Source organism: Bacillus sp. UNC438CL73TsuS30 (genome assembly GCF_000482325.1).
Lineage (GTDB): Bacteria > Bacillota > Bacilli > Bacillales > Cytobacillaceae > Neobacillus.
Map to the genome: position 1 here is coordinate 16,115 of NZ_AXVA01000035.1, position 21,397 is coordinate 37,511.

The following is a 21,397-nucleotide window of genomic DNA, read 5'->3' on the forward strand; positions in this document are numbered from 1 at the left end:
AGTGGATGAGACATGATCGAACGAGGAAAAATTTCACCAACCCAAATGGCTTTGATGATGAACCCAGCTATTTCAGCAACGGTTCTCCTTCTCGTACCCGCTATTACAGCAAAACTAGCGCATCAGGATCTATGGCTGTCACCCATTTGGGCCTCTGTTATTGGCTTTTTAGTCCTTTTTGTCGCCCATCAATTAAACAAGCTTTATCCTACAGATACCATCATTGAATATAGTGAACAGATCATCGGCAAATTTTTCGGGAAAGTAGTCGGAGCCATTTTCCTTCTCTTTTATTTGCACATAACCGGTATCATCGTTCGTGAATACGGGGAATTTGTCTCCGGGACCTTCCTGCATCAAACGCCCATGGTCATTATCATTGGAACAATGGTCCTTGTTTGTTCTTTTGCGGTTATGGGGGGAATCGAAGTCATTGGAAGGGCAGCCGAAATGATTGTCCCGTTTGTGACTCTTTTGTATCTATTAATTTTCGTCATGCTGATTAAGGATTTAGAAATAAAAAATATGTTTCCCATTATGGAAAAAGGAATCAAACCTTCTTTAATGGGCTCCATCGTCCCACAAAGCTGGTTTAGCGAATTCATCCTTGTCTCTTTTTTCTTGCCGTATTTGTCAAAAAGGGCTAAAGGATTGAAGTGGGGAATGATTTCAGTAGGCAGCGTTTTATTTTTAATGGTACTAACCAATATCATGAACCTGATGCTATTTGGAAATTTGACCTCTCACTTAACCTATCCAGTCATGGTGGCCGCCCGCTATATTAGCATTTCCGACTTTTTGGAGCATTTAGAGTCGATTGTCATGGCGATTTGGATTGCAGGAACCTTTATTAAAATTACTGTCTTCTACTATATCCTTACACTTGGCACAGCCCAATGGCTTAAGCTTTCTGATTTTCGTCCTATCGTTTTACCCATTGGCTTCCTGGTCATCCTTTGTGGGATATGGTCGGCCAGTGATTTACAGGAACTATCCCACTTTCTTGCAACTTCAGGGGCGTTTTATATTCTATCGATTCAAGTGGTGATTCCACTTTTTTTATGGCTTATTGCCGTCATTCGAATGAAAGCTCAACAACGGAAAGGATCTAAACAAAATGATTCCCCAGCAAATCATTAAAAAAAGTGCACTGGCTTTACTCTTTATTTTTGCCGTACTGTTTTTAACAGCCTGTTGGGATCGAGAGGAAGTAAATGATTTAGCTTTAGTTACGGCTGCAGGAATTGATAAAAAGGCGAATAACAAAATTGAACTTACCGTCCTCGTCTTTATCCCAAAAGGCGGCGGGGGCCAGCAGTCAATGGAAATCAGCAGCAGCGGTAATAGCTCCAACGTGTTGGTCCGGTCGGCGGAAGGAACCACGATTGCCGATGCGATGTCAAAGCTGCAAGAAAAACTGCCGCGGACGATTTTCTGGGGTCATAGTGAAGTGTTTATTTTTAATGAAGCGCTGGCAAAAGACGGGATCCGTGATCATGTTGATTTTATTATGCGGCATCCGCAGCTTCGAGAACGCGGACAAATCTTTGTCAGTAAACAAAAAGCTAAAGACATTTTGGAGCTGATGCCGCCGCTTGAACGAGACTTGTCAGAAGTGTTGAATGAATTAGTCCAACATAAAGTCGGAATGGATGTAACCACGAAAATTTTAGCGCAAATGTTGATTAGCGATTCGGGAGATTGTGCCCTTCCCTGGATTAAAATCCTGCCGCCAGAGCAAGGAAAAAAGCAAGAACAAACAATCGCCTATATTACAGGCACTGCGATTTTCAAGAAGGATAAAATGGTTGGCGTAATTGACTCCTCTGTCACAAGGGGCGTACTGTGGCTGAGAGATGAAATTCGTTTAGCCATCGTTACGATTAAACCACCTCATACAGAAGGATATATTTCGGTGAATTTAACGCAGGCTAGTTCAAAGCTGCTGCCTAAAATAGAGAACGGTAAATGGAAGATCACGCTCCAAGCCGAATCAAATAGTGATATTGTGCAAAATACAACAAAATTGGATGTATCCAATCCTGAAGTAGAAAAAATGGTTGAAAAACAGGTAAATAAAGCAATCGAAAGCAGAATGAGGCTCGCCTTGAAACTTGTTCAAAAGGGGATGAAAGCAGATGTGTTTGGCTTTGCGGAAGCCTTCCATCGCAGATATCCGGAAAGATGGAACAAGGAAAAAAATCATTGGGATAAAATTTTTCCGAATGTAGAGGTATCGTTCCAAATAAAAAGTAAAATCCGTAGACAGGGCATGAGTTCTTAAGCGAAAGGTGGGGCTACAAATGAAATGGGGAGTTTTGTTAGGAAGTCTACTGATCGTTTTAGCGATCATTCTCTACCAATGGCCAAAACTACACCAGCATCAAAAAAGGGATAAGATCGCTTTTCTGGCCCTGACTATTCTTGGATGGATTTTGGCGATTTTGCTGATCTTTTTCCCCGAACTTCCTGGCCCCACTCAGTTTGTAAGCTGGATGTATGAACCGCTGGGGAAATGGTTGGCGAAATAGTACTGTTTTTTCAGGGAAGTAAAACAAAGCATTCCGGTGGAGACCAGAATGCTTTGTTCAGTAAGGTCGTCTAAAAAGTGAATTTCCTGCTATCCCACTACCACCCCATCGATTCCCACCTGAAATGCTATTGTAATATATCTAAATTTTCTCTATACTATTATTAATTGAATAGTTTTATAGAATGAAATTGCAAAAATAATCGCCTTCTAACTGCAAGGTAATCCATGGTCAAAGGACAGAACGGCTTTGAATTGTTGCATTTCATCTTATACTAGCGGAGGTCTAATCGATGAAAAATCTACTGAAAAAGTGGAATCAATTAAGTCTAGTAAAACAAATTATTATCGGATTAATTATTGGGATTATCCTAGCGGTAGCGATTCCTGATACAGCAAAACCAGTTGCCATCTTTGGTTCCTTATTTGTCGGTGCCTTAAAAGCCGTTGCACCTGTACTTGTACTCTTCTTAGTTATGTCTGCTATTGCACAACACAAAAGCGGTCACAAAACCAACATGAAATCCATTATTGTTCTTTACCTGTTAGGGACCTTTTTAGCAGGACTGATTGCTGTTATTGTTAGCTTCATCTTCCCAGTAGGCTTGAAACTTGGCTCTGGTGCCGAGGATTTGACTCCTCCAGGCGGAGTGGCAGATGTCCTCAAAACCTTACTTATGAATGTGGTCGATAACCCAGTAAAAGCTCTTTTCGATGCAAACTATATTGGGATCTTAGCGTGGGCAGTCGTTCTAGGCTTTGCACTAAAAAATGCTTCAGATTCGACCAAAACAGTGATTGCCAATTTTTCGGATGCGATCTCGAAAGTCGTTACATGGGTCATCAAATTTGCCCCACTTGGCATCATGGGACTTGTATTTGAGTCAATTACCGCAAACGGACTTGGTTCTCTATTAAGCTATGGAAAATTACTAGTCGTGTTAATCGGCTGTATGTTCTTTGTTGCACTTGTGGTGAATCCATTGATCGTATACGTGGGAATCCGCCAAAATCCGTATCCACTTGTATTAAAGTGCTTAAAGGAAAGTGGAATTACGGCATTCTTCACACGCAGCTCTGCAGCAAATATTCCGGTTAATATGAAATTATGTGAAAAACTAGGATTGGATAAGGATACGTATTCTGTTTCGATTCCATTAGGCGCTACCGTCAACATGGCAGGTGCCGCCGTTACGATTTCTGTTTTGACACTTGCAGCGGTTCATACACTCGGAATCCATGTAGACATCCCGACAGCCATCATCCTTAGCGTTTTATCCGCTGTGTGTGCTTGCGGTGCTTCAGGAGTTGCCGGCGGTTCCCTATTATTGATCCCACTAGCATGTAGCTTATTCGGGATTTCAAATGATGTGGCGATGCAGGTAGTTGGTGTAGGCTTTATCGTTGGGGTTTTACAAGATTCTTGTGAAACAGCCCTTAACTCTTCCACAGACGTCCTCTTCACAGCAACAGCAGAATTTAACAAGTGGCGTAAAGAAGGCAAAAAGATTGCTATTAATAAAGCAGCGTAAAATGGAACAAACCACACTGGAAATTTCAGTGTGGTTTTTGTATTTGTGGATAAGTTCCTAATTTATGTAGATGGCCTCCACAAGTGTTGATCTATCCCCAAAATTTGTTGATATCCAGAGAAAATATGTTGATATCATCGGAATCTGTGGCGATATCCGGCCAAAAATATGTTAATACATTCAAATATTGTGTTGATATCTGGCCAAGATGTGTTGATAGAATCAAGATTTATGTTGATATCTTCTTTTAATCCAAAATGGACTATAGAGAATGTAAAAACTCAGAATCATCACCAGCTCCAATGAAAGAAGATACCAAGGCCAGGGACCTAGGTAATCCAAAAGAGATGCGGATTCAGGTTTTTTCATGATATACAGGTAGTTCGCCCCAAGTAACTTATTAAGGACAAAGATACATAGTGCGTATAGATTCACGAGCAGAATGGTTATCCACATAGAAGAGATGGTTGGCAGATAATGGAAGGCTGCCACCATAAACAAACAAGCTAGAACTACCCCTCCATGTGAAACAAAAAACTCAATATAGCGAAAATGAGGAAACGAAAACCTATCAAGGCTAGGCGTCAAGATGGCCTGAATGGAGCTGCCCAGCGCCGCAAAATACATAAATTGAAAAAGTTTATCGCTTCTCAAAAGCAACATGACAACGGCAAGGATGACAACTAGGTCACTAAGATGCAGCGGCAAATCCCTCCTGATGGACCATGCATGCTCTTTAATCAGCCAAAGATGGTACGATACATCTGAAACTACTAAGAGAACAGCGAGAGAGAAACGCACAATCCTTTTCTTTAGTTCCTTCCTTATAACAAATAGAAGAATACAAAGTAAAAAAATAATCCCGACCGTTACGAGGTGCTGTAAGGAAAAAAGGTGAAACGAATCAAGTTTTGAAGGAAATTGAAAGTATTTTTGCATCTTAATATCCTCATTAATTGAATTTTATCCTTTTAGTTTGTGCTTTAAATGATGTGTCATACAAGGTAAAGCCTACACAGACTAGCTGCATCATTTGGAATTCTAAGTAAGCTTAAATAAGAGCGACAAGGAACATTGGACCATTCAAAACGACAGATATTTTTCCGAAATGAGTCAGAACGTTTATTTGTGGATAAGTCAGTGATTTATGTAAATTTTCTGCCGAATTGTTGATATATCCCCAAAACTTGTTGATATAATCGGAATTTGTGTTGATATCCGGCCAAAATTTGTTGATATAATCAAATTTGTGTTGATATCCGGATAAAAAATGTTGATATCTATAAAAATAGTCCACAAAAACATTAAAAAACCGGGAAACCACCTATCAGCTTCCCGGTCCGACATAAATTATTGCACTTTATTCACAAAATCATTCGTATAAGTTTGGCTGAGGTCGACATTTTGTACCGGTTTAAAGGCAGAAAGAATTTTTTTAACGTTTTCCGGTACCCCGTTCGGCATTTTTCCATCCGTTGTAAACATTGGAAGCTGGCCCTTTAAAGCTTGAATATACAGGGCTTTATCCCCGGCATAATACTCTTCAGGCAGTTTGTCGGCTATTTCCTCAGGTGTATGAGTGCTCATCCATTTCAATGTTCGAACATAGGCATTGGCTAGTTTTTGAACAACATCCGGATGCGCCTTCACATAATCGTTCGTCATATATAAGCTGGTTGCAGCATATCTTCCCCCTAATGCTTTTTCTGTGCCCTCTTTTGAGTTCATGTCCACAAAGGTGTAGGCCAAATGTTTATTTTTTAGAAGAGAAGCAGTTGGTTCACTTGTAACAGCAGCATCAATTCGTTTATTTTGCATCGCTGCGATTAACGTTTGACCGGCACCTACAGGCAACGGCTTATAATCGCTCTCTTTATTGCCGCCTTTGACGACATTATAGCTTGCAAGCATGTTGGTTGATGAACCAAGCCCCGTGACACCAATGGTAAGTCCTTTCAAATCCGCTAATGTTTTTACCTTATCCTTTAAGCGATTGGCGACCATCAGCTGTTCGCCTGGAACATCAGCCATCGTGACCACTGCTTCTACCTTTTTCCCTTTTGTCTGTAAATCGAGCGTATGATCATAAAAACCGCCTGCACCATCCACCTGGCCTGCTAGTAGGGCTAATTCCGCATCCTGACCTGCACTTTCCTCGACAAGTGTAACGGTAACTCCTGCGTCCTTGTAATACCCTAGTTTTTCAGCAAGCATATAAGGCAGGTAAATAATTTTCTCTAAACCGCCCACCATGATCGAGACTTTTGGTGTACCCTTTGTACTGCTGGTGTTTTTAGGTGTGGTTGATGCGGCGGTTGAAGAATTGGAAGAACAGCCAGTGAGAAGCATGGCTGCAACGGCCATACCTGAAACCCCGATACTTAATTTTTTCATCGTCTTACCCATACGTAATTCCCCCTTATTTTTTAAAAATTGTTATTCTAAACTGGGTACCTACACTAAGACAGGCTTCTGCAAGTGTAGAATTACACTTTCCTAGCAGGCTACCAGTTTTTATCAGCGAATCTAGTCCCTTTATCAGCGAATTAAAGGGTTTTATCAGCGAATTCATCCTCTTTATCGCGAATGGAAAGGTTTTATCAGCGAATCAAGAAAAGCCCCCATTATTGACGGATATGCCGCCATGCGATAAACCGTTTTTCCAGTTTTGACACTCCCCAATCGGCGATCAAGGCGGTGATGGATAGAATGACCATACCTGCAAATACCCCAGTGGTATCAAAGGCCCCCTGTGCTTGGGCAATCAGGTATCCAAGGCCCTCCGTAGCACCGATGAACTCCCCCACCACAGCCCCAATTAACGCAAAACCAAAGCTTGAATGTAAACTGGAAAGAATCCATGTTAATGCAGACGGTATAATAACGTGCCTAGCTAATTGGCGTTTGCTAGCCCCTAATAATCGAGCATTGTTGACTAAATTTCGATCGACTTCTCTAACCCCTTGAAAAGCATTAAAGAATACGATGAAAAACGTAAGCACTAATCCCGAAGCAACCTTTGACGACATCCCAAGACCAAACCATAAAATAAAGATTGGAACCAAGACCACCCTGGGAATCGCATTAATCATCTTAATATAAGGCCCTAAAATCACGGATAGCAGCTCGTTCATTCCCAGCGCATAGCCAAAAATAATTCCGGCTACCCCACCCAATATAAAAGAAAGAATCGTTTCTTCAAAGGTAATGATGAATTGTCTATAGAGCGGACCGGCCGTTGTTCCATTCACCGCCCATCCCCAGATATGCTTGGCAATATCAAACGGACTAGAGAAAAAGAAAGGATCAATGATGTTCCGACTGGAAAGATATTGCCAAGAGCCCATGAGAAGGATAAACAGCGTCAATTGCAGACTTAGGTTTCGCGCCCGAAGTTTTACTGCCTTTCTCCGCATTTCCGCTTTACGTGAAACCACTTCCGCATTAGCTGGATTTGGAATGTAGTTTGTTTGCGTTCTCATAACTAATCATCACCTCGTCCTTCAAATCTTCCCAAATCTGCTTATGGATTCTCATAAAAGCAGGATCAAAGCTTATTTCAGCTACATTTCGCGGTCTCGGTAAATCAATCCGATAATCCCCTTTAATCGTTGCCCCCGGTCCCGCTGTAAGAACAATGACTCGATCACTTAAAGCAATGGCTTCCTCCAAATCATGCGTGATAAAAAAGACAGAAGCAGAGGTTTCTTCCCAAATCCTTAGCAATTCATCTTCCATTAAATGTCTGGTGTGGACATCAAGGGCTGAAAAGGATTCGTCCATTAGAAGAATCTCGGGTTGAACAATGAGGCATTGTGCTAAAGCAACCCGCTTACGCATCCCACCGGAAAGCTGGGAAGGATAATGCCCCTCAAATCCTTTGAGTCCAACACGGGCAATCCATTTCCTTGCCTCCTCATAGGCATCCGCTTTTGCCATCCCCCGCATTCGCAGCCCGAGCGAAACATTGTCAATGACCGTTTTCCAGGGAAAGGCATTTTCTGTTTGAAAAACACAGGCTGCCCTTGGGTTAATTCCCTCTAATTTTTCACCAGAAATCAGAACCTCCCCGGCAGATGGCGGTTCGAACCCGGCGATCAAGCTTAAGGTCGTCGATTTCCCGCAACCTGTTGGACCCACAATGGAAACAAACTCCCCTTTTGGTATTTTCAAATCAATATTGCGCAATACGGTATGGACTTCTCCAGTTGGCTTAACAAACTCCTTTGTCACACCATTTAACTCCATCATGGCTGGAGCTGATTCTGTCATGGCCCGATACACCTTTTTCTCCACTGCACCCACTTGATTCCCCCATTTCATTATTTTTTCTCACGTTCACAAGTCTGATTATAGAAAATTCAAATTATTATGAAAACGTTTACACAATATCGTTAATAAAGAGAATAAACACAATTAAAACGATTTTCACAACGTGAAAAATAACGTTTTGGATATAGACTGGTATTCCTTTTTTACTTTAAAATAAGGGTAGTCATATTTTTCTGAAAATTAACATCATTGAAGCAAACTAGGATGTGGAAAAGCTTGAACGGTAAAAAAAGAAAAGTGAAGTTACGAACGAAAATGAATCTTCTGATCTTGGTAAATCTCCTTTTTGTCCTTGTCCTTTTTATCGTGACCCTTTCCTTCATTATGGTTCACCGGGAATATGATGAGACAGGAAGCAATGCGTTGTCTGTAGCTAAAACTGTAGCGGGCCTGCCGGAAGTAGTTCAAGCCTTTAAAAATCCGAATCCCTCTTCCACCATACAGCCCATTGCGGAAGATATCCGAAAGGAATCGGGGGCACAATTTGTTGTGGTTTCCAATATGAACTTAATTCGCTACAGTCATCCTGACAGATCCCAGATTGGCAAGCATATGGTGGGCGATGATGACAAAAAGGTGCTCTCCGGCCATGGGAGTATTACGATGGCAAAGGGGACTCTTGGATATTCCATTCGAGGCAAATATCCTGTTTTTAATGAAAAGCATCATCAAATTGGCGTGGTTTCTGTAGGATTTACCATGCAGAATATCTGGAAAAAACTCACTTCTCTCATTCTCGAAGTCATCGGAATCGGGTTAGTCGCATTGATAGTTGGTTTATTAGGAGCCTGGATCCTCTCCGGCCATATAAAAAAGGAAATTCTTAATTTAGAACCTTACGAAATTGCTTTTCTCACTCAACAGCAAGCGGCCATTCTCGAATCGATTCGTGAAGGAATCGTGGCTATTGATACAAACGGAAAAATCATGACCTTCAATCAGGAAGCGAAAAGCATGCTTGCACAAAATACAGAAGATTTAATCGGAAAATCAATCACCTCCATCCTTCCGAACTCTAGGCTGTATGAAATCATTGAGGAAGGGACTTCCCACAATGACCAGCCAATGATTATCGGGAATTCATTAGTGGTGGTGAACAGGGTTCCTGTGCAAATGGATGGGAAAGTAATCGGGGCTGTCGCTAGCTTTCGCGATAAACTGCAGCTCGATCAGATGGACCAGCGCTTAGCTGATATCGGGCAATATGTCGATACCCTACGAAGTCAGCGTCATGAATTTATGAACAAGCTTCACCTGATTTCAGGACTGATTCAAATGAAAGAATTTGACTTAGTAAAAGACCTTATCGAAGATGTCCATCATGAACAGCAAAATGTCCTTAACTTTTTTCTTGCGAAGGTGCGTGATCCCGCGATTGTGGGTGTTCTGATTGGAAAAATGCACCGGGCGAAGGAACTGGGAATTGGGCTGACAATCAGTGAAAATTCCGGAGTATCGGAAATTTGCCCCCATCGGGAAACGGTCTTAACGATTCTGGGAAATGCGATTGAAAACGCAGTGGAAGCCATAACCACCAAGGCGAAGGAAAGAGACGCCGCGATGATTTCGGTCTATATTAAAGAGGAACGGGACCAGCTGATTTTACAAGTAAGTGACAATGGACCAGGGATTGACCCGGAACTCGGAGATCAAATTTTTGCGGATGGTGGTACAACGAAAGGGGAAGGCCGGGGATTTGGCTTAGCTTTAGTTTCACGTCTAGTTTCACGATTAAATGGAACTGTCGAGATGAGTTCTTCGTCAGAAGGAGCAATATTACAAGTTAGCTTACCAATTACGGAGGGATAAGGATGGCTGATCAAGATTTGCGGGTAATGGTGGTGGATGATGATTTCATGATTGCCAGGATGCATGGTAAATTTATCTCTGCACAGAAAGGGTATCAGCTGGCGGGGACTGCCCATAACTACGAAGAAGCAATCAATATGCTAGAATTGGCGGAACCGGATTTGGTTCTGCTGGATGTCTACCTTCCCGATGGTTCCGGAATTGAGCTGCTTCGCGCCATTCGCATGCAAAATAAACGTTGTGATGTGATTTTAATAACCGCTGCAAAAGAGCTGGAAGTGGTGGAGGACGGCTTTCGCTTCGGTATTATCGATTATTTAATCAAGCCCTTTGACTTAAACCAGCTGAAAATATCCTTACATAAGTATTTGAAATTCAAATCACGCCTATCAAGTTCCACCCTTTTGGATCAAGGAACGGTAGATGATTTAAAAAAGCTGCGAATCTCGGAATCAACTGCACTCCCACTCTATCAAAAAGGTATTGATTTAAGGACATTAGAAAAAATAAAAAAATGCTTCACCACTTCAGCCAGTCCCTTGAGCGCCGATCAAATTGCCAAATTAGCCGGTGTTAGTCTATCCACGACAAGAACGTATCTTTCTCATTTGGTTGAAGAACATGAATTGATGGAAGAACAGCAATACGGAACCGTGGGCCGTCCATTGAGGTTATACCGGCTAGTGGAGTAGGAGTGGGTTTTTTGATGAAATCGTGGCGTGGGGAACTTTCCACGTCATTTTTTTTGCTCACTTTTTGTAGATATCCTGCCTTATGTGGATATATCCAGAAAATATGTGGATAAAATCAAAATCTATGTTGATATCTTCCGGAAAACTGTGGATAAAATTTATTTTTTGTGGATATCCTGCAAAGATTTGTTGATATCTGTAAAATCGAACCCTAAACTCATGCACAAAATATAACTTAACCGACAAAAAACCCTTATCAATCCTTGATAAGGGCCAATCCTTTTTTATTTTTAACAATACTTTGACGACGCTTTTCCCGATTTCTTTGCAATTCGCTTTGTTTCCATATGTATTTCTGCATATACAGCCTAAGAACATCTTTCATGCACTTTCCATTTTTCTCGACTGCATCCCGAAATTCATCACGAATACATTCTGGAACCTCAATACTTAAGCGAACCGTTTTTGTACTTACTCCCTTCTCCCTTTTTTCAGTGCTTATTTGATGCATGATAGAACCTCCCGTTAGAATAAAAGACTTTTCAAATTAATTACGGAAAACTAAATATTATAAATTTTTAACCTAAACTATCTTAACAACTGAAAGCGGATACAAGGAAATATATTTTTCGTCAAACTTCGACATTCACAAGCTTCAATGTTTTCCTGAAATAAAAGAAAAGAAAAGTGCGTAAAAAACACTTTTCTTTGGATGATGATTTTAATTTGTTAAAAGCAATTCCGGTTGAACAGAAAAAGCAGCTTCTGTTTTATTCTTTACTTCTTCTACCGAAACTCCCTCCTGTGTTTCGACGAGGACCATACCTTCCGGAGTAAAATCAAAGACGGCCAAATCTGTAATTAAGCGGTGAACCACCTGCTGACCTGTTAATGGCAGAGAGCATGTCTTTTTTACCTTTGATTCACCATGTTTATTCACATGTTCCATGATCACGACTACACGTTTGGCACCATGAACAAGATCCATTGCACCACCCATTCCTTTAACCATTTTACCTGGGATCATCCAATTGGCTAAATCCCCGGTTTCAGAAACCTCCATCCCGCCAAGAATGGCAAGGTCAATATGCCCGCCCCGAATCATCGCAAACGATTCCGCACTATCAAAATAGGAAGCACCTGGAACAGTCGTAACGGTTTCTTTTCCTGCATTAATCAAATCCGGGTCTTCTTCCCCTGCAACCGGATAGGGTCCAATCCCTAATAATCCGTTTTCGGATTGAAGCAATACATTATAATCCGTCGGTATTTCATTTGCCAAAAGCGTTGGCATTCCAATTCCCAAGTTCACATTCATCCCATCTTGGATCTCTTGTGCCGCCCGTTTTACAATTCTTTGTCTCATTTCACTCATCGCGTATTCTCCTCCCAAATCGTTTCTCTATGCTTTGCTAACCGTAAGTCTTTCAATGCGCTTCTCATAGTTCGTTCCAAGGAAGACCTTTTGAACAAAAACACTAGGGGTATGAATGTGATCTGGATCCAACCCACCGATTGGAGTGATTTCCTCCACTTCGGCAATGGTGACTTTTCCGGCCATTGCGGCAAGCGGGTTAAAATTGCGGGCTGTTTTTCGATAGATTAGATTTCCAAACGGATCTGCCTTCCATGCTTTTACAAAGGCAAAATCTCCGACAATTCCTTCTTCCAAAATATAGGTCCGTCCGTTAAACACTTTATGTTCTTTTCCTTCCGCAATCGGTGTCCCTACACCAGTTGCTGTATAAAATCCGGGAATTCCAGCACCGCCGGCACGAATTCTCTCAGCGAGTGTCCCTTGTGGCACTAATTCTACTTCAAGCTGCCCACTCAAAAATTGGCGCTCAAATAGTTTGTTTTCCCCGACATAGGAAGAGACCATTTTTTTAATTTGACGATTTTCTAATAGAAGGCCTAGTCCCCAATCGTCTACTCCGCAGTTATTGCTCACAATCGTTAAATCTTTTGTTCCTTTATCACGTAAAGCGAGAATGGCTTTTTCCGGGATACCGGATAGACCGAAGCCGCCAACAATGATCGTTGCTCCATCTTGGATATCCTGAATGGCTTCTTCAATTGAATCAATCGTTTTATATTTTTCCATTAAAACTCATCACCTTTCAATCTCATATTCTTTTAGGCTCTTTAAAATTGTCTGTTGATTTCCGTTCCAGGCACTTCGCTTTCCGTGGGCGTTCCGGGGAGCCTCCTCGTCGCTCCGCTCCTGCGGGGTCTCCCCTGCCCCGTACTCCCACAGGAGTCTTCGTGCCTTCCACTCCAATCAACCTGTTTCAAAAATCAACATTGAACTTTAATAAAGCATTCTTTTTAAATTCAGTAACCTACAGATTGATCCTTCTATTAAACTTTTACCTGATGTAGAACGCCATCGGCTTTCATTTTTCCTAGTTTAATAAAGTTGCGGTCGCGTTCATTCAGCTTTTGGGAAACGAGCAGTTCGTCATATGGAAATATACCTTCACCTGATTTTGTTCCAAGCTTTCCCTGTTCAACCAATTCCCGAATGACCTTAGGGGCTTCGACACTTTGATCCAAATCAGGAGCTACATTTTCAAACACGCGCTGCCAGGTATCAAGGCCGCCGAAATCGGCAATTTCAATCGGCCCAGTAAACGCCCAGCGAAATCCAGGTCCGGCCGTGATCGCTGTATCGATATCCCGTGCACTAGCTACGCCTTCTTTTAACAAATAAAAGGCTTCCCGCATTAAGGCGGTTTGCAAACGGTTGGCAATAAAGCCGGAAATCTCTTTCTTTAAGAGAATCGGAGATTTACCAATCCGGCGAATCAGATCCATGGTCGCCTCCACAACCTCCTCTTTGGTTTGAGGATGCTTCACAAGTTCAACGAGCGGGACTAAATTGCCTGGATTAAAGAAATGCGTAATCATCATCCGATCGGCAAAAGCTGCCTTTTCCATTAAACGTGAGATAGGGAACGTCGACGTATTGGAGGCCAAAATCGCATCCGCTTTCATCAGCCGTTCCAATTTTTCGTAAAGCTCCCACTTCCACTCAATCACTTCCGGAATCGCTTCAAGAATAAAATCAGCTTCCCTGACCGCTTCCTCTAAATCAGCAGTATAGTCAATATTCGCTAAAACAGATTGCTGTTGTCCCTCATTGAGACCGCCTTCTTCCACCATCAGTGAAACATTTTCAAGAATCCGCTCTTTTGCTTTTTGTAACAACGCTTCATTTAAATCATGGATCATGACAGAATAACCACTAGCAGCAAAAGATTGGGCAATGCTGCTCCCCATTACACCCGAACCAATAATGGAAATTTGTTGAATCATTTTTGACTTCCCTCCCGAGGCCTTTCCATCTAGGCGGCATTGCTATTTGACATCATATAATTTGCATTTTTCATAAAAACTGGTTTTACTAATTCCAAGCAGCTTGGCAGCTTCTAATTTATTTCCGCCCGTGAGTGCCAGTGCCTGGTGAATGGCTTGTTTTTCAACCAAGGCTATGGTTTCTTTTAAGGGTTGAACAGGTAAAGGAGCAACTTCAGTCTTCGTCGCGTCAATCACTGGTTTTAGTTGGTCTTGACGTTCCAACTTGGGCTCTTGGTCGCGTAAATACAATGGCAAGTGATTCGGTTGAATCGTTTTGCCGTCGATCACATTAATGCAGCGCTCCAGCACATTCTCGAGCTCCCGAATATTGCCTGGCCATGTGTGCTCCATGAGTTTTTCCTGCACTTCATTCGATAGTTCGATTCCTTTTCGGTAGAACCTTTTTTCTAATTTTTTTAATAGGCTTATTGAAATTAAAGGTATATCCTCTTTTCGCTTTCTTAGCGGAGGAATTTGAATCTTTATGACATTTAAGCGATAGTAAAGGTCCTGACGAAAGTTTCCTTCCTCTACCATCTTTTCTAGGTCCCGATGGGTGGCTGCAATGATTCGGACATCGACTGGAATCGATTTATGTCCACCCACACGCCGCACTTCTTTCTCCTGCAGAACCCTTAATAGTTTACTTTGCATCGAAAGAGGCATGTCCCCGATTTCATCAAGAAAAAGGGTTCCCCCGTTCGCATGTTCAAACTGCCCCTTCTTGCCGCCTTTTTTTGCCCCTGTAAATGCACCCTCTTCATACCCGTAAAGCTCCGACTCAAGTAAATGCTCCGGAATAGAGGCACAATTGATCGCCACAAACGGGGAGAAACAACGAACGCTGTTATCATGCATCGCATGAGCAAATAATTCCTTTCCTGTTCCAGACTCGCCAATCAGCAGGACGGAAGAATTACTGTCGGAAATTCTTTTGGCAAGTTCTTTTGCCGCAAGGAACGCGGAACTGGTCCCAATTAAATCTTGGAAGCTGTATTTACTTTTCATGTCCTTTTGAATTTTGGTTTGATAATACTTCAGTTCTTCCACAAGATGCTGAATTTTGCTTTGATACATCCGCCACTCCTCAGGGTTGCGAAACATCACAGTTCCAAGGCCCCCGACTACTTCCCCATTTTCAAAAAGCGGGAAACGATTGGCGATCATTTCACTGCCGTTAATCGGTTGAAGGGAAGCTAGTTCCTTTTCCCCTGTTTTCGCAACGATGTGCATGCGTGAGTTTTCAATCACTTCCATTGCTGGACGTCCCAGAGCTTTTTCAACCGTTGTTCCGATAAACTCACAATAGGCTTCATTGATATAGAGAATAATGCCCTCACGATCGACGATGACGACTCGTTCAGCAAGTAGATTAATAATTTGCTCATGCCAACTAGAAGGAACTTGTTCAAATCCTGGATTCACTATCTTTCCCACCTCGTCACCTTTTTTACCTTATTATAACAAAAAGGCAGACCCTCGAAGATAGGAAAGAAAGCCATCCATTCCTAGCAAAATTTTACTAATACACCCGTACAGCTTCCGGACGAATTATTGCGCTGTATACCCGCCATCCAAAATCACGGCTTGACCCGTTACGCCTCTTCCTTTATCACTCGCCAAAAAGACAGCATAGTCAGCAATTTCCGATACAGATAATAGCCTTTTTTGCGGAACAAGCGGCAAGAGGACTTCTTCGATCACACTGTCTAAGCTTACATTTCTTGTTTTGGCTAAATCAGCTAATTGATTTCTGACAAGTGGTGTATCCACATAGCCCGGGCATAAAGCATTGACCGTAATTCCATGCTCGGCACCCTCCAAGGCTGCCACCTTTGTCAAGCCAATCACCCCATGCTTGGCACTATTGTAGGCAGCTTTGCCGGCAAATCCGATGACTCCATTAATGGAGGCCATATTGATGATTCTGCCAAACTTTTGCTCCTTCATGAGCGGGAAGACGTGTTTGATTCCGATAAATGGAGCCGTTAGCATGATGTCGATTAGTAATTTAAATTTTTCCGTTGGGAATTCTTCAATGGGAGCAACATACTGCATTCCGGCATTATTGACTAAAATATCAATTTTTCCAAACGTCTTCTGTGCCAATTCAATCCCATTCTTAAAAGCTTCTTCGTCGGTCACATCGCACGGAGCAGCTAATGCTTCAAAACCCTGCTCCTTTAATTCCAATACCACTTGTTCACTTTTTTCAGCATTCAGGTCTGAAATCACTACATTTGCTCCTTCATGGGCAAATGTCTTGGCAATTTCGAGCCCAATCCCGCTTGCGGAGCCGGTAATAAATGCTGTTTTTCCTTCTAATGCTTTTGTCATGATAGCTTCTCCTTAGTTTACGAGTATAATAGTCTTCCCCTTAAACAATGCCAAAGAGGGTGTAGAGGGCAATGATAAAGAACACAGCGATGGTTTTAATAATCGTTACGGCAAAAATATCTTTATAAGATTGCTTGTGTGTTAACCCTGTAACAGCAAGCAAGGTAATAACGGCTCCGTTGTGCGGAAGGGTGTCCATACCGCCGGATGCCATTGCGACAACGCGGTGCATAACTTCCGGAGGAATATTAGCAGCTGCAATCGCCTGGTTATACTTATCAGCCATCGCACCAAGGGCAATCCCCATACCGCCAGAGGCCGACCCTGTTATTCCGGCAAGCGTACTCGTGGTCACCGCGCCATTGACAAGCGGATTATGGAATGTCCCTGAAATACCTCCACTAATCTTAGCAAAGCCTGGAAGTGCCGCGATAATTCCACCGAACCCGTACTCCGCACCTGTATTCATCGTGGCTAATAGAGAACCGGCAATGGATGTGTTTAATCCCTCTTTCAAATTCTTCGTTACCTTTTTCCAATCATAAAGAAGTGAAGTGAGAATCCCCACGATCAGTGCCATAATAATCGCCCATATCGCTGCAGTCGTAGTCACATCCACAGTATACGTTTTCAAGCCGATAGCTGAAAAATCAAATCCGTTTGGATACCATTTCGGAATATAGGTGATAAACACCTTATTCATGACCCCGACAAGGATCAGCGGCACAAATGCAAAGATCTGTTTTCCAAGCGGCTGCTTTGCCGTTAAATCAGGAGCAGAAGCTTCGTTAGGATCCGCTTTCGCCTTTTCTAATGCAGCTGCGGTTTCAGCCTCAAACCCATAATAGCCTTCGCCCGCTTTTTCCGCTTGTTTTCTTCTCATCTCCAAATACAACAGACCAACAATAAGAACAAAAATGGCGCCAATCACCCCTAATGTTGGTGCAGCATAGATATTGGTTTTAAAGAAAGCGATAGGAATAACGTTTTGAATTTGAGGTGTTCCTGGTAAAGCATCCATTGTGAAGGTAAAGGCACCGAGTGCGATCGTACCAGGAATAAGTCTTTTCGGAATATCTGCCTGTCTGAACATTTGCGCTGCAAATGGATAGATGGCAAAAACAGCTACAAACAAGCTGACACCGCTATAAGTTAAAATGGCCCCCAATAGGACAATTGTTACGATCGCCCGTTTGGCTCCAAGCAGGCGGACAATCGTCCTGGCGATGGATTCGGCAATCCCCGACATTTCGACTACCTTTCCAAAAATAGCACCTAATAAAAAGACAGCGAAATACGATTTAATAAAGCCGACCATTTTTTCCATAAATACACCGGAAAAGAACGGTAATACATGACTCGGAGCAACGAGTACAACCGCTAAGAGTGCGCAAATCGGAGCAAATAAAATAACAGAATAACCGCGGTAAGCAACAAACATTAACAGCCCGAGCGCTAATATAATGACGAACAAATCCATATAAATCCCCCTTTTAGTTAGTTCTTTCTCTTTTTGATTTCTCCATGAACCCATCATTATTTTTCTTGTCTATCATAGACCCCAACCCCAGTTTCTATGAAAACGGTATCATTTTGGTTCATACAACTTCCTTAGAAATGCGGACACCAAGTTCTTTTTATGATCCCCATAAATCCATCTGTCACCTCTATAAATGGACGAAACTTCTTCTTAGTAAAACGATTGTTTCTCCTTCATGCACCCCCTAAGATGTTCATAAATTTTGTTCGCTATTCCAATAACTTGCAAGTATCGTGCCAATGCAAAAAACTAGATACTTACTGAAACAGCCTCATCTGTCCATTCCGAAAAAACGGAAAATTCCCGTTTTTCGGAAATTTATTTTAAACATTCCTGATTTTCGGAATCTTTAGAGAGGAATGAACATTTTCCTTTTTTACATAGATATACCGAATTCAACTCATAATAAAATAAGGGAGGTCTCATAAAATGAATGTAAATTGGTTGCTAGGGCTAGCTATATTATCTCAACAAGTGTTTATGCCAGGAAATTTGTTCCTCACGAACAATGGACAGCCATTGTCCGTTGTGAATCGTTCTGATCTTTCAATGAACATACCCGAACTACCGATGAATTTAGAAAAGGTTAATAAGTTAATGGATGAAATCGACAAAAATGTTTCAAAAAATCCTAAAAATGCCATTATTAATCATCAAGGAATCATCATACCTGAACAAGTCGGTTACAAGTTAGATCGTAAAACTTTTACCGAACAAGTTTATGCTTATTATTTTAATAAAGGTTCAACCCAATTAGAGGTTCCCATACAGAGAGTTTATCCTAGAGTGGACAGTGAATTGCTTGGTACGATTCGAAGTGAAAAAATTGGGAGATATGTAACATCCTTTAATAACTTTAATCAAGAGCGGAACAGAAATATTTCTCTTGCTACTAAAGCGATTAATAACTATGTTCTGTTTCCAGGTGAAAGATTTTCCTTTAATAAAGTGGTTGGAAAAAGAACGCCAGGAAAAGGATATATGGCCGCACCAGTCATTATTAAGGGGGAATTTTCCGAGGATATTGGCGGTGGAATTTGTCAAGTATCCACGACCCTTTTTAATGCAGTAGATAATGCGGGATTAAACGTGATACAACGTAATTCACACAGTAGAGAAGTTTCTTACGTCCCACCTGGCAGAGACGCTACAGTAAGCTGGAATGGACCGGACCTCGTTTTTGAAAATAAATATAACCAACCCATTCTTATTCAAGCAAAAACATCTGAGAACAAACTAATCATTGAGATCTACTCCTCAGATGTGATTACCTATCGGCCTAAAAAGGTCCCGTACCTTCCAAATGGACAAGATAGTCTATCCAAGTAAAGTTCTCATTCTTCGACAAAATTCGGGTGGTGCCTGTCACCACCCGAATTTTGTCGAATTGAATTTACGATTGCTAAAAGATGCGGGCAAAAGAAAAGGCAAATCTTAAGACAACGCCAGCGATTGCTTAGTTCATATTTTACACGGTTAGGTATTCATTATAAATATAGCCAATACATACCAGAGTGATTTTTGGGGAAAGGTATTTTTTAGTATATCTTTTTTGGAGGTTACTTATGGAGGAAAAGGGAAACCAGATCAGGTTGACAGCAGGTGAGATTGCTCAACTTTGGCTTCAATACTTAAATGATAGCTCTAGCAAATGTGTTCTTTCGTATTTTTTAGAAAAAGCTGAAGATGAAGAAATTAAGCCATTAATTCAATATGCACTAGAGCTCACTAACACACATATTGAAAAAATTAAAGTCATTTTAACTGAAGAAAAACATGTAGTTCCATATGGTTTTAGTATAAAAGAAGATGTGGACTTAACTGCCCCTAGACTTTATTCTGACAGTTTTGTACTTAACTTTATAAACCAAATGTCTAAGGTTGGTCTTACATCATACGCTGGTAGTGTTTCAGCATCTGTAAGGGATGACATTAAAGCCTATTACATGGACTGCCTTACTGAAACAATGCAATTATTTAAAAAATCAACCGATTTATTATTGTCAAAAGGATTGTTCATTCGATCTCCCAGCTTGCCTAATTTAGAGAAGGTCGAATTTGTAAAAAAGCAATGGTTTATGTTAGATGTGTTTGGCGAGAAAAGACCATTAACAGCAGCTGAAGTAGATAATTTATTTACCAATCTCCAAAGAAACGCATTGGGAGTTGCTGCACTTACTGGATTTAGTCAGGTCACACAACATAAGGATGTAAAACAATTCTTTTTAAAAGGATTAGAAATTGGGAATAAACATATTAAATTATTTAGAAGTAAGTTAGAGGAAAGTAAACTACCTGCACCAATGGGGTGGGATTCAGAAATAACAAATAGTACAGCTTACACATTTTCCGATAAACTTATGATGTTCTTCACATCTAGTTTAATTGGTTTGAGCATCGGGTATTATGGTACAGCTGTCAGTCAAAGTCCAAGAGGCGATATAACTGCAATGTATAACAGGCTATCCTTAGAAGTTCAGCTGTATTCCGAAGATGGAGCAAATATCATGATAAAAAATGGATGGTTGGAACAGCCTCCAATGGCATCCGATAGAGATGAATTAATAAGAAATAAGTAAATATAACTCACATTGAAAGTCCTTAAAGGAGTAAGGACTTTTTTATATCATTAGGAATACTCCCATAAACAGCCTTTTTTAATTGCCAAATACAATCCATGCTTATATGAAAATCATGATAAAAAAAGATGCCCAATTCTATAGGCAGCTTTATCTTTCCGAAATATTCGAAATGATTCTCTCAAAAACATCCAATTGATCGGTAACAATGAAAACAGGAAGAAGCATCATCGCTAAAAATACAACCAGATTCGAGCCAATCCCTATTTTAAAAAAGCTAGTTAATACCTTCATAATAGTCCCTTCTTAGTTTTAGTGTTAGTACATACTATGCCAATATATCAAAAGGGATTGGACAATCTGATAAAAAATCATATCACTACTGAGTAACCATTCTTTCACTCTTTAAACACATAAAAAATCCGTCCGGATAAACTCAGACGGTCTTAATCTAAATATGAAAGAAACTCCGAAATTAATTTGCAGTCCAGCCGGATTCTTTGTTTTATCCATTTTTCTTTAGCCATCAAAAAAGACCAACTTTGAATAAGTTGGTCTTTTTCTGCCTGGCAACGTCCTACTCTCACAGGGGGACAGCCCCCAACTACCATCGGCGCTGAGAAGCTTAACTTCCGTGTTCGGTATGGGAACGGGTGTGACCTTCTCGCCATTATTGCCAGACTATT

The 21,397-nt window shown here is 41.3% G+C and carries 20 protein-coding genes and 1 rRNA gene; 8 read left to right on the forward strand and 13 right to left on the reverse strand.

The window, feature by feature from the left end; all coding sequences use genetic code 11:
* Nucleotides 1-12: 12 nt before the first annotated feature.
* From M028_RS0112465 to sstT, 4 genes are all read left to right on the forward strand, one after another.
* Nucleotides 13-1,140 carry a GerAB/ArcD/ProY family transporter gene (locus tag M028_RS0112465; protein ID WP_026574188.1) on the forward strand — a complete coding sequence of 376 codons (1,128 nt, stop codon included), beginning with the start codon at nucleotides 13-15 and terminating at the stop codon, nucleotides 1,138-1,140.
* Nucleotides 1,118-2,284, forward strand: a complete 1,167-nt coding sequence (locus M028_RS29895) for a Ger(x)C family spore germination protein (protein WP_035424120.1) — start codon at nucleotides 1,118-1,120, stop codon at nucleotides 2,282-2,284. Before M028_RS0112465 ends, M028_RS29895 begins: the two co-directional genes overlap by 23 nt.
* Nucleotides 2,285-2,303: 19 nt before the next feature.
* Nucleotides 2,304-2,531, forward strand: a complete 228-nt coding sequence (locus M028_RS0112475; RefSeq protein WP_026574189.1) for a hypothetical protein — start codon at nucleotides 2,304-2,306, stop codon at nucleotides 2,529-2,531.
* A 292-nt stretch (nucleotides 2,532-2,823) separates the two neighbouring features.
* Nucleotides 2,824-4,062, forward strand: coding sequence for a serine/threonine transporter SstT (gene sstT, locus M028_RS0112480; protein ID WP_026574190.1), 1,239 nt, complete (start codon nucleotides 2,824-2,826; stop codon nucleotides 4,060-4,062).
* A gap of 222 nt (nucleotides 4,063-4,284) precedes the next feature.
* Here sstT and M028_RS0112485 read toward each other — a convergent pair whose 3' ends face one another.
* The 4 genes from M028_RS0112485 to M028_RS0112505 form a co-directional block, all read right to left on the reverse strand.
* The gene (locus tag M028_RS0112485) at nucleotides 4,285-5,001 is read right to left on the reverse strand and encodes a YwaF family protein (protein WP_026574191.1); all 717 of its coding nucleotides are present in this window, start codon (nucleotides 4,999-5,001) and stop codon (nucleotides 4,285-4,287) included.
* Between the two features lie 411 nt (nucleotides 5,002-5,412).
* Nucleotides 5,413-6,468 (reverse strand): ABC transporter substrate-binding protein, encoded by a 1,056-nt coding sequence (locus M028_RS0112495; protein WP_026574193.1) that lies wholly within the window; start codon nucleotides 6,466-6,468, stop codon nucleotides 5,413-5,415.
* A gap of 218 nt (nucleotides 6,469-6,686) precedes the next feature.
* Nucleotides 6,687-7,544, reverse strand: a complete 858-nt coding sequence (locus M028_RS0112500) for an ABC transporter permease (protein WP_035424114.1) — start codon at nucleotides 7,542-7,544, stop codon at nucleotides 6,687-6,689.
* Complete coding sequence (locus M028_RS0112505) at nucleotides 7,507-8,385, reverse strand: ABC transporter ATP-binding protein (protein ID WP_197031414.1); 879 nt, start codon at nucleotides 8,383-8,385, stop codon at nucleotides 7,507-7,509. The genes M028_RS0112500 and M028_RS0112505 overlap by 38 nt, the downstream gene beginning before the upstream one ends.
* A gap of 225 nt (nucleotides 8,386-8,610) precedes the next feature.
* On the opposite strand from M028_RS0112505, the gene M028_RS0112510 reads away from it, so the two are divergent.
* Together M028_RS0112510 and M028_RS0112515 are read left to right on the forward strand one after the other, a co-directional pair.
* Nucleotides 8,611-10,203 (forward strand): ATP-binding protein, encoded by a 1,593-nt coding sequence (locus M028_RS0112510; protein WP_051591021.1) that lies wholly within the window; start codon nucleotides 8,611-8,613, stop codon nucleotides 10,201-10,203.
* Nucleotides 10,204-10,205: 2 nt separating this feature from the next.
* Nucleotides 10,206-10,895: a response regulator gene (locus tag M028_RS0112515; protein WP_026574197.1), complete on the forward strand. Its 690-nt coding sequence runs from the start codon at nucleotides 10,206-10,208 to the stop codon at nucleotides 10,893-10,895.
* Between the two features lie 256 nt (nucleotides 10,896-11,151).
* Here the strand turns inward: M028_RS0112515 and M028_RS0112520 are convergent, their stop codons facing one another.
* The 7 genes from M028_RS0112520 to M028_RS0112550 all read right to left on the reverse strand — a co-directional run bounded on the left by M028_RS0112520 (nucleotide 11,152) and on the right by M028_RS0112550 (nucleotide 18,072).
* Nucleotides 11,152-11,406 (reverse strand): hypothetical protein, encoded by a 255-nt coding sequence (locus M028_RS0112520; RefSeq protein WP_026574198.1) that lies wholly within the window; start codon nucleotides 11,404-11,406, stop codon nucleotides 11,152-11,154.
* A gap of 210 nt (nucleotides 11,407-11,616) precedes the next feature.
* Complete coding sequence (locus tag M028_RS0112525) at nucleotides 11,617-12,270, reverse strand: CoA transferase subunit B (RefSeq protein ID WP_026574199.1); 654 nt, start codon at nucleotides 12,268-12,270, stop codon at nucleotides 11,617-11,619.
* A gap of 27 nt (nucleotides 12,271-12,297) precedes the next feature.
* The gene (locus M028_RS0112530) at nucleotides 12,298-12,999 is read right to left on the reverse strand and encodes a CoA transferase subunit A (RefSeq protein ID WP_026574200.1); all 702 of its coding nucleotides are present in this window, start codon (nucleotides 12,997-12,999) and stop codon (nucleotides 12,298-12,300) included.
* Nucleotides 13,000-13,256: 257 nt separating this feature from the next.
* Nucleotides 13,257-14,213: a 3-hydroxyacyl-CoA dehydrogenase family protein gene (locus M028_RS0112535; protein WP_026574201.1), complete on the reverse strand. Its 957-nt coding sequence runs from the start codon at nucleotides 14,211-14,213 to the stop codon at nucleotides 13,257-13,259.
* 42 nt (nucleotides 14,214-14,255) lie between these two features.
* Entirely contained in the window at nucleotides 14,256-15,680 is a 1,425-nt protein-coding gene (locus tag M028_RS0112540; protein WP_035424115.1) for a sigma-54 interaction domain-containing protein, read from the reverse strand.
* A gap of 126 nt (nucleotides 15,681-15,806) precedes the next feature.
* Nucleotides 15,807-16,592 carry a 3-hydroxybutyrate dehydrogenase gene (locus M028_RS0112545; protein WP_026574203.1) on the reverse strand — a complete coding sequence of 262 codons (786 nt, stop codon included), beginning with the start codon at nucleotides 16,590-16,592 and terminating at the stop codon, nucleotides 15,807-15,809.
* Nucleotides 16,593-16,632: 40 nt separating this feature from the next.
* Entirely contained in the window at nucleotides 16,633-18,072 is a 1,440-nt protein-coding gene (locus tag M028_RS0112550; protein WP_026574204.1) for a GntP family permease, read from the reverse strand.
* A 489-nt stretch (nucleotides 18,073-18,561) separates the two neighbouring features.
* On the opposite strand from M028_RS0112550, the gene M028_RS0112555 reads away from it, so the two are divergent.
* Together M028_RS0112555 and M028_RS0112560 are read left to right on the forward strand one after the other, a co-directional pair.
* A complete protein-coding gene (locus tag M028_RS0112555) occupies nucleotides 18,562-19,461 on the forward strand; it encodes a VanW family protein (protein WP_026574205.1) in 900 nt (299 codons plus the stop codon).
* A gap of 236 nt (nucleotides 19,462-19,697) precedes the next feature.
* Nucleotides 19,698-20,711: a DUF3231 family protein gene (locus tag M028_RS0112560; RefSeq protein ID WP_026574206.1), complete on the forward strand. Its 1,014-nt coding sequence runs from the start codon at nucleotides 19,698-19,700 to the stop codon at nucleotides 20,709-20,711.
* A gap of 150 nt (nucleotides 20,712-20,861) precedes the next feature.
* Here M028_RS0112560 and M028_RS32800 read toward each other — a convergent pair whose 3' ends face one another.
* Nucleotides 20,862-21,005 (reverse strand): hypothetical protein, encoded by a 144-nt coding sequence (locus tag M028_RS32800; protein ID WP_155925588.1) that lies wholly within the window; start codon nucleotides 21,003-21,005, stop codon nucleotides 20,862-20,864.
* Nucleotides 21,006-21,275: 270 nt separating this feature from the next.
* Nucleotides 21,276-21,392: ribosomal RNA gene (gene rrf / locus M028_RS0112575) — 5S ribosomal RNA — on the reverse strand.
* Between the last annotated feature and the right edge of the window lie 5 nt (nucleotides 21,393-21,397).

Bases quoted from the DNA above. Each gene is read 5' to 3' on its own strand.
- M028_RS0112465 (WP_026574188.1), top strand. From the start codon at position 13: ATGATCGAACGAGGAAAAATTTCACCAACCCAAATGGCTTTGATGATG.
- M028_RS29895 (WP_035424120.1), top strand. From the start codon at position 1,118: ATGATTCCCCAGCAAATCATTAAAAAAAGTGCACTGGCTTTACTCTTT.
- M028_RS0112475 (WP_026574189.1), top strand. From the start codon at position 2,304: ATGAAATGGGGAGTTTTGTTAGGAAGTCTACTGATCGTTTTAGCGATC.
- sstT (WP_026574190.1), top strand. From the start codon at position 2,824: ATGAAAAATCTACTGAAAAAGTGGAATCAATTAAGTCTAGTAAAACAA.
- M028_RS0112485 (WP_026574191.1), bottom strand. From the start codon at position 5,001: ATGCAAAAATACTTTCAATTTCCTTCAAAACTTGATTCGTTTCACCTT.
- M028_RS0112495 (WP_026574193.1), bottom strand. From the start codon at position 6,468: ATGGGTAAGACGATGAAAAAATTAAGTATCGGGGTTTCAGGTATGGCC.
- M028_RS0112500 (WP_035424114.1), bottom strand. From the start codon at position 7,544: ATGAGAACGCAAACAAACTACATTCCAAATCCAGCTAATGCGGAAGTG.
- M028_RS0112505 (WP_197031414.1), bottom strand. From the start codon at position 8,385: ATGAAATGGGGGAATCAAGTGGGTGCAGTGGAGAAAAAGGTGTATCGG.
- M028_RS0112515 (WP_026574197.1), top strand. From the start codon at position 10,206: ATGGCTGATCAAGATTTGCGGGTAATGGTGGTGGATGATGATTTCATG.
- M028_RS0112520 (WP_026574198.1), bottom strand. From the start codon at position 11,406: ATGCATCAAATAAGCACTGAAAAAAGGGAGAAGGGAGTAAGTACAAAA.
- M028_RS0112525 (WP_026574199.1), bottom strand. From the start codon at position 12,270: ATGAGTGAAATGAGACAAAGAATTGTAAAACGGGCGGCACAAGAGATC.
- M028_RS0112530 (WP_026574200.1), bottom strand. From the start codon at position 12,999: ATGGAAAAATATAAAACGATTGATTCAATTGAAGAAGCCATTCAGGAT.
- M028_RS0112535 (WP_026574201.1), bottom strand. From the start codon at position 14,213: ATGATTCAACAAATTTCCATTATTGGTTCGGGTGTAATGGGGAGCAGC.
- M028_RS0112545 (WP_026574203.1), bottom strand. From the start codon at position 16,592: ATGACAAAAGCATTAGAAGGAAAAACAGCATTTATTACCGGCTCCGCA.
- M028_RS0112550 (WP_026574204.1), bottom strand. From the start codon at position 18,072: ATGGATTTGTTCGTCATTATATTAGCGCTCGGGCTGTTAATGTTTGTT.
- M028_RS0112555 (WP_026574205.1), top strand. From the start codon at position 18,562: ATGAATGTAAATTGGTTGCTAGGGCTAGCTATATTATCTCAACAAGTG.
- M028_RS0112560 (WP_026574206.1), top strand. From the start codon at position 19,698: ATGGAGGAAAAGGGAAACCAGATCAGGTTGACAGCAGGTGAGATTGCT.
- M028_RS32800 (WP_155925588.1), bottom strand. From the start codon at position 21,005: ATGAAGGTATTAACTAGCTTTTTTAAAATAGGGATTGGCTCGAATCTG.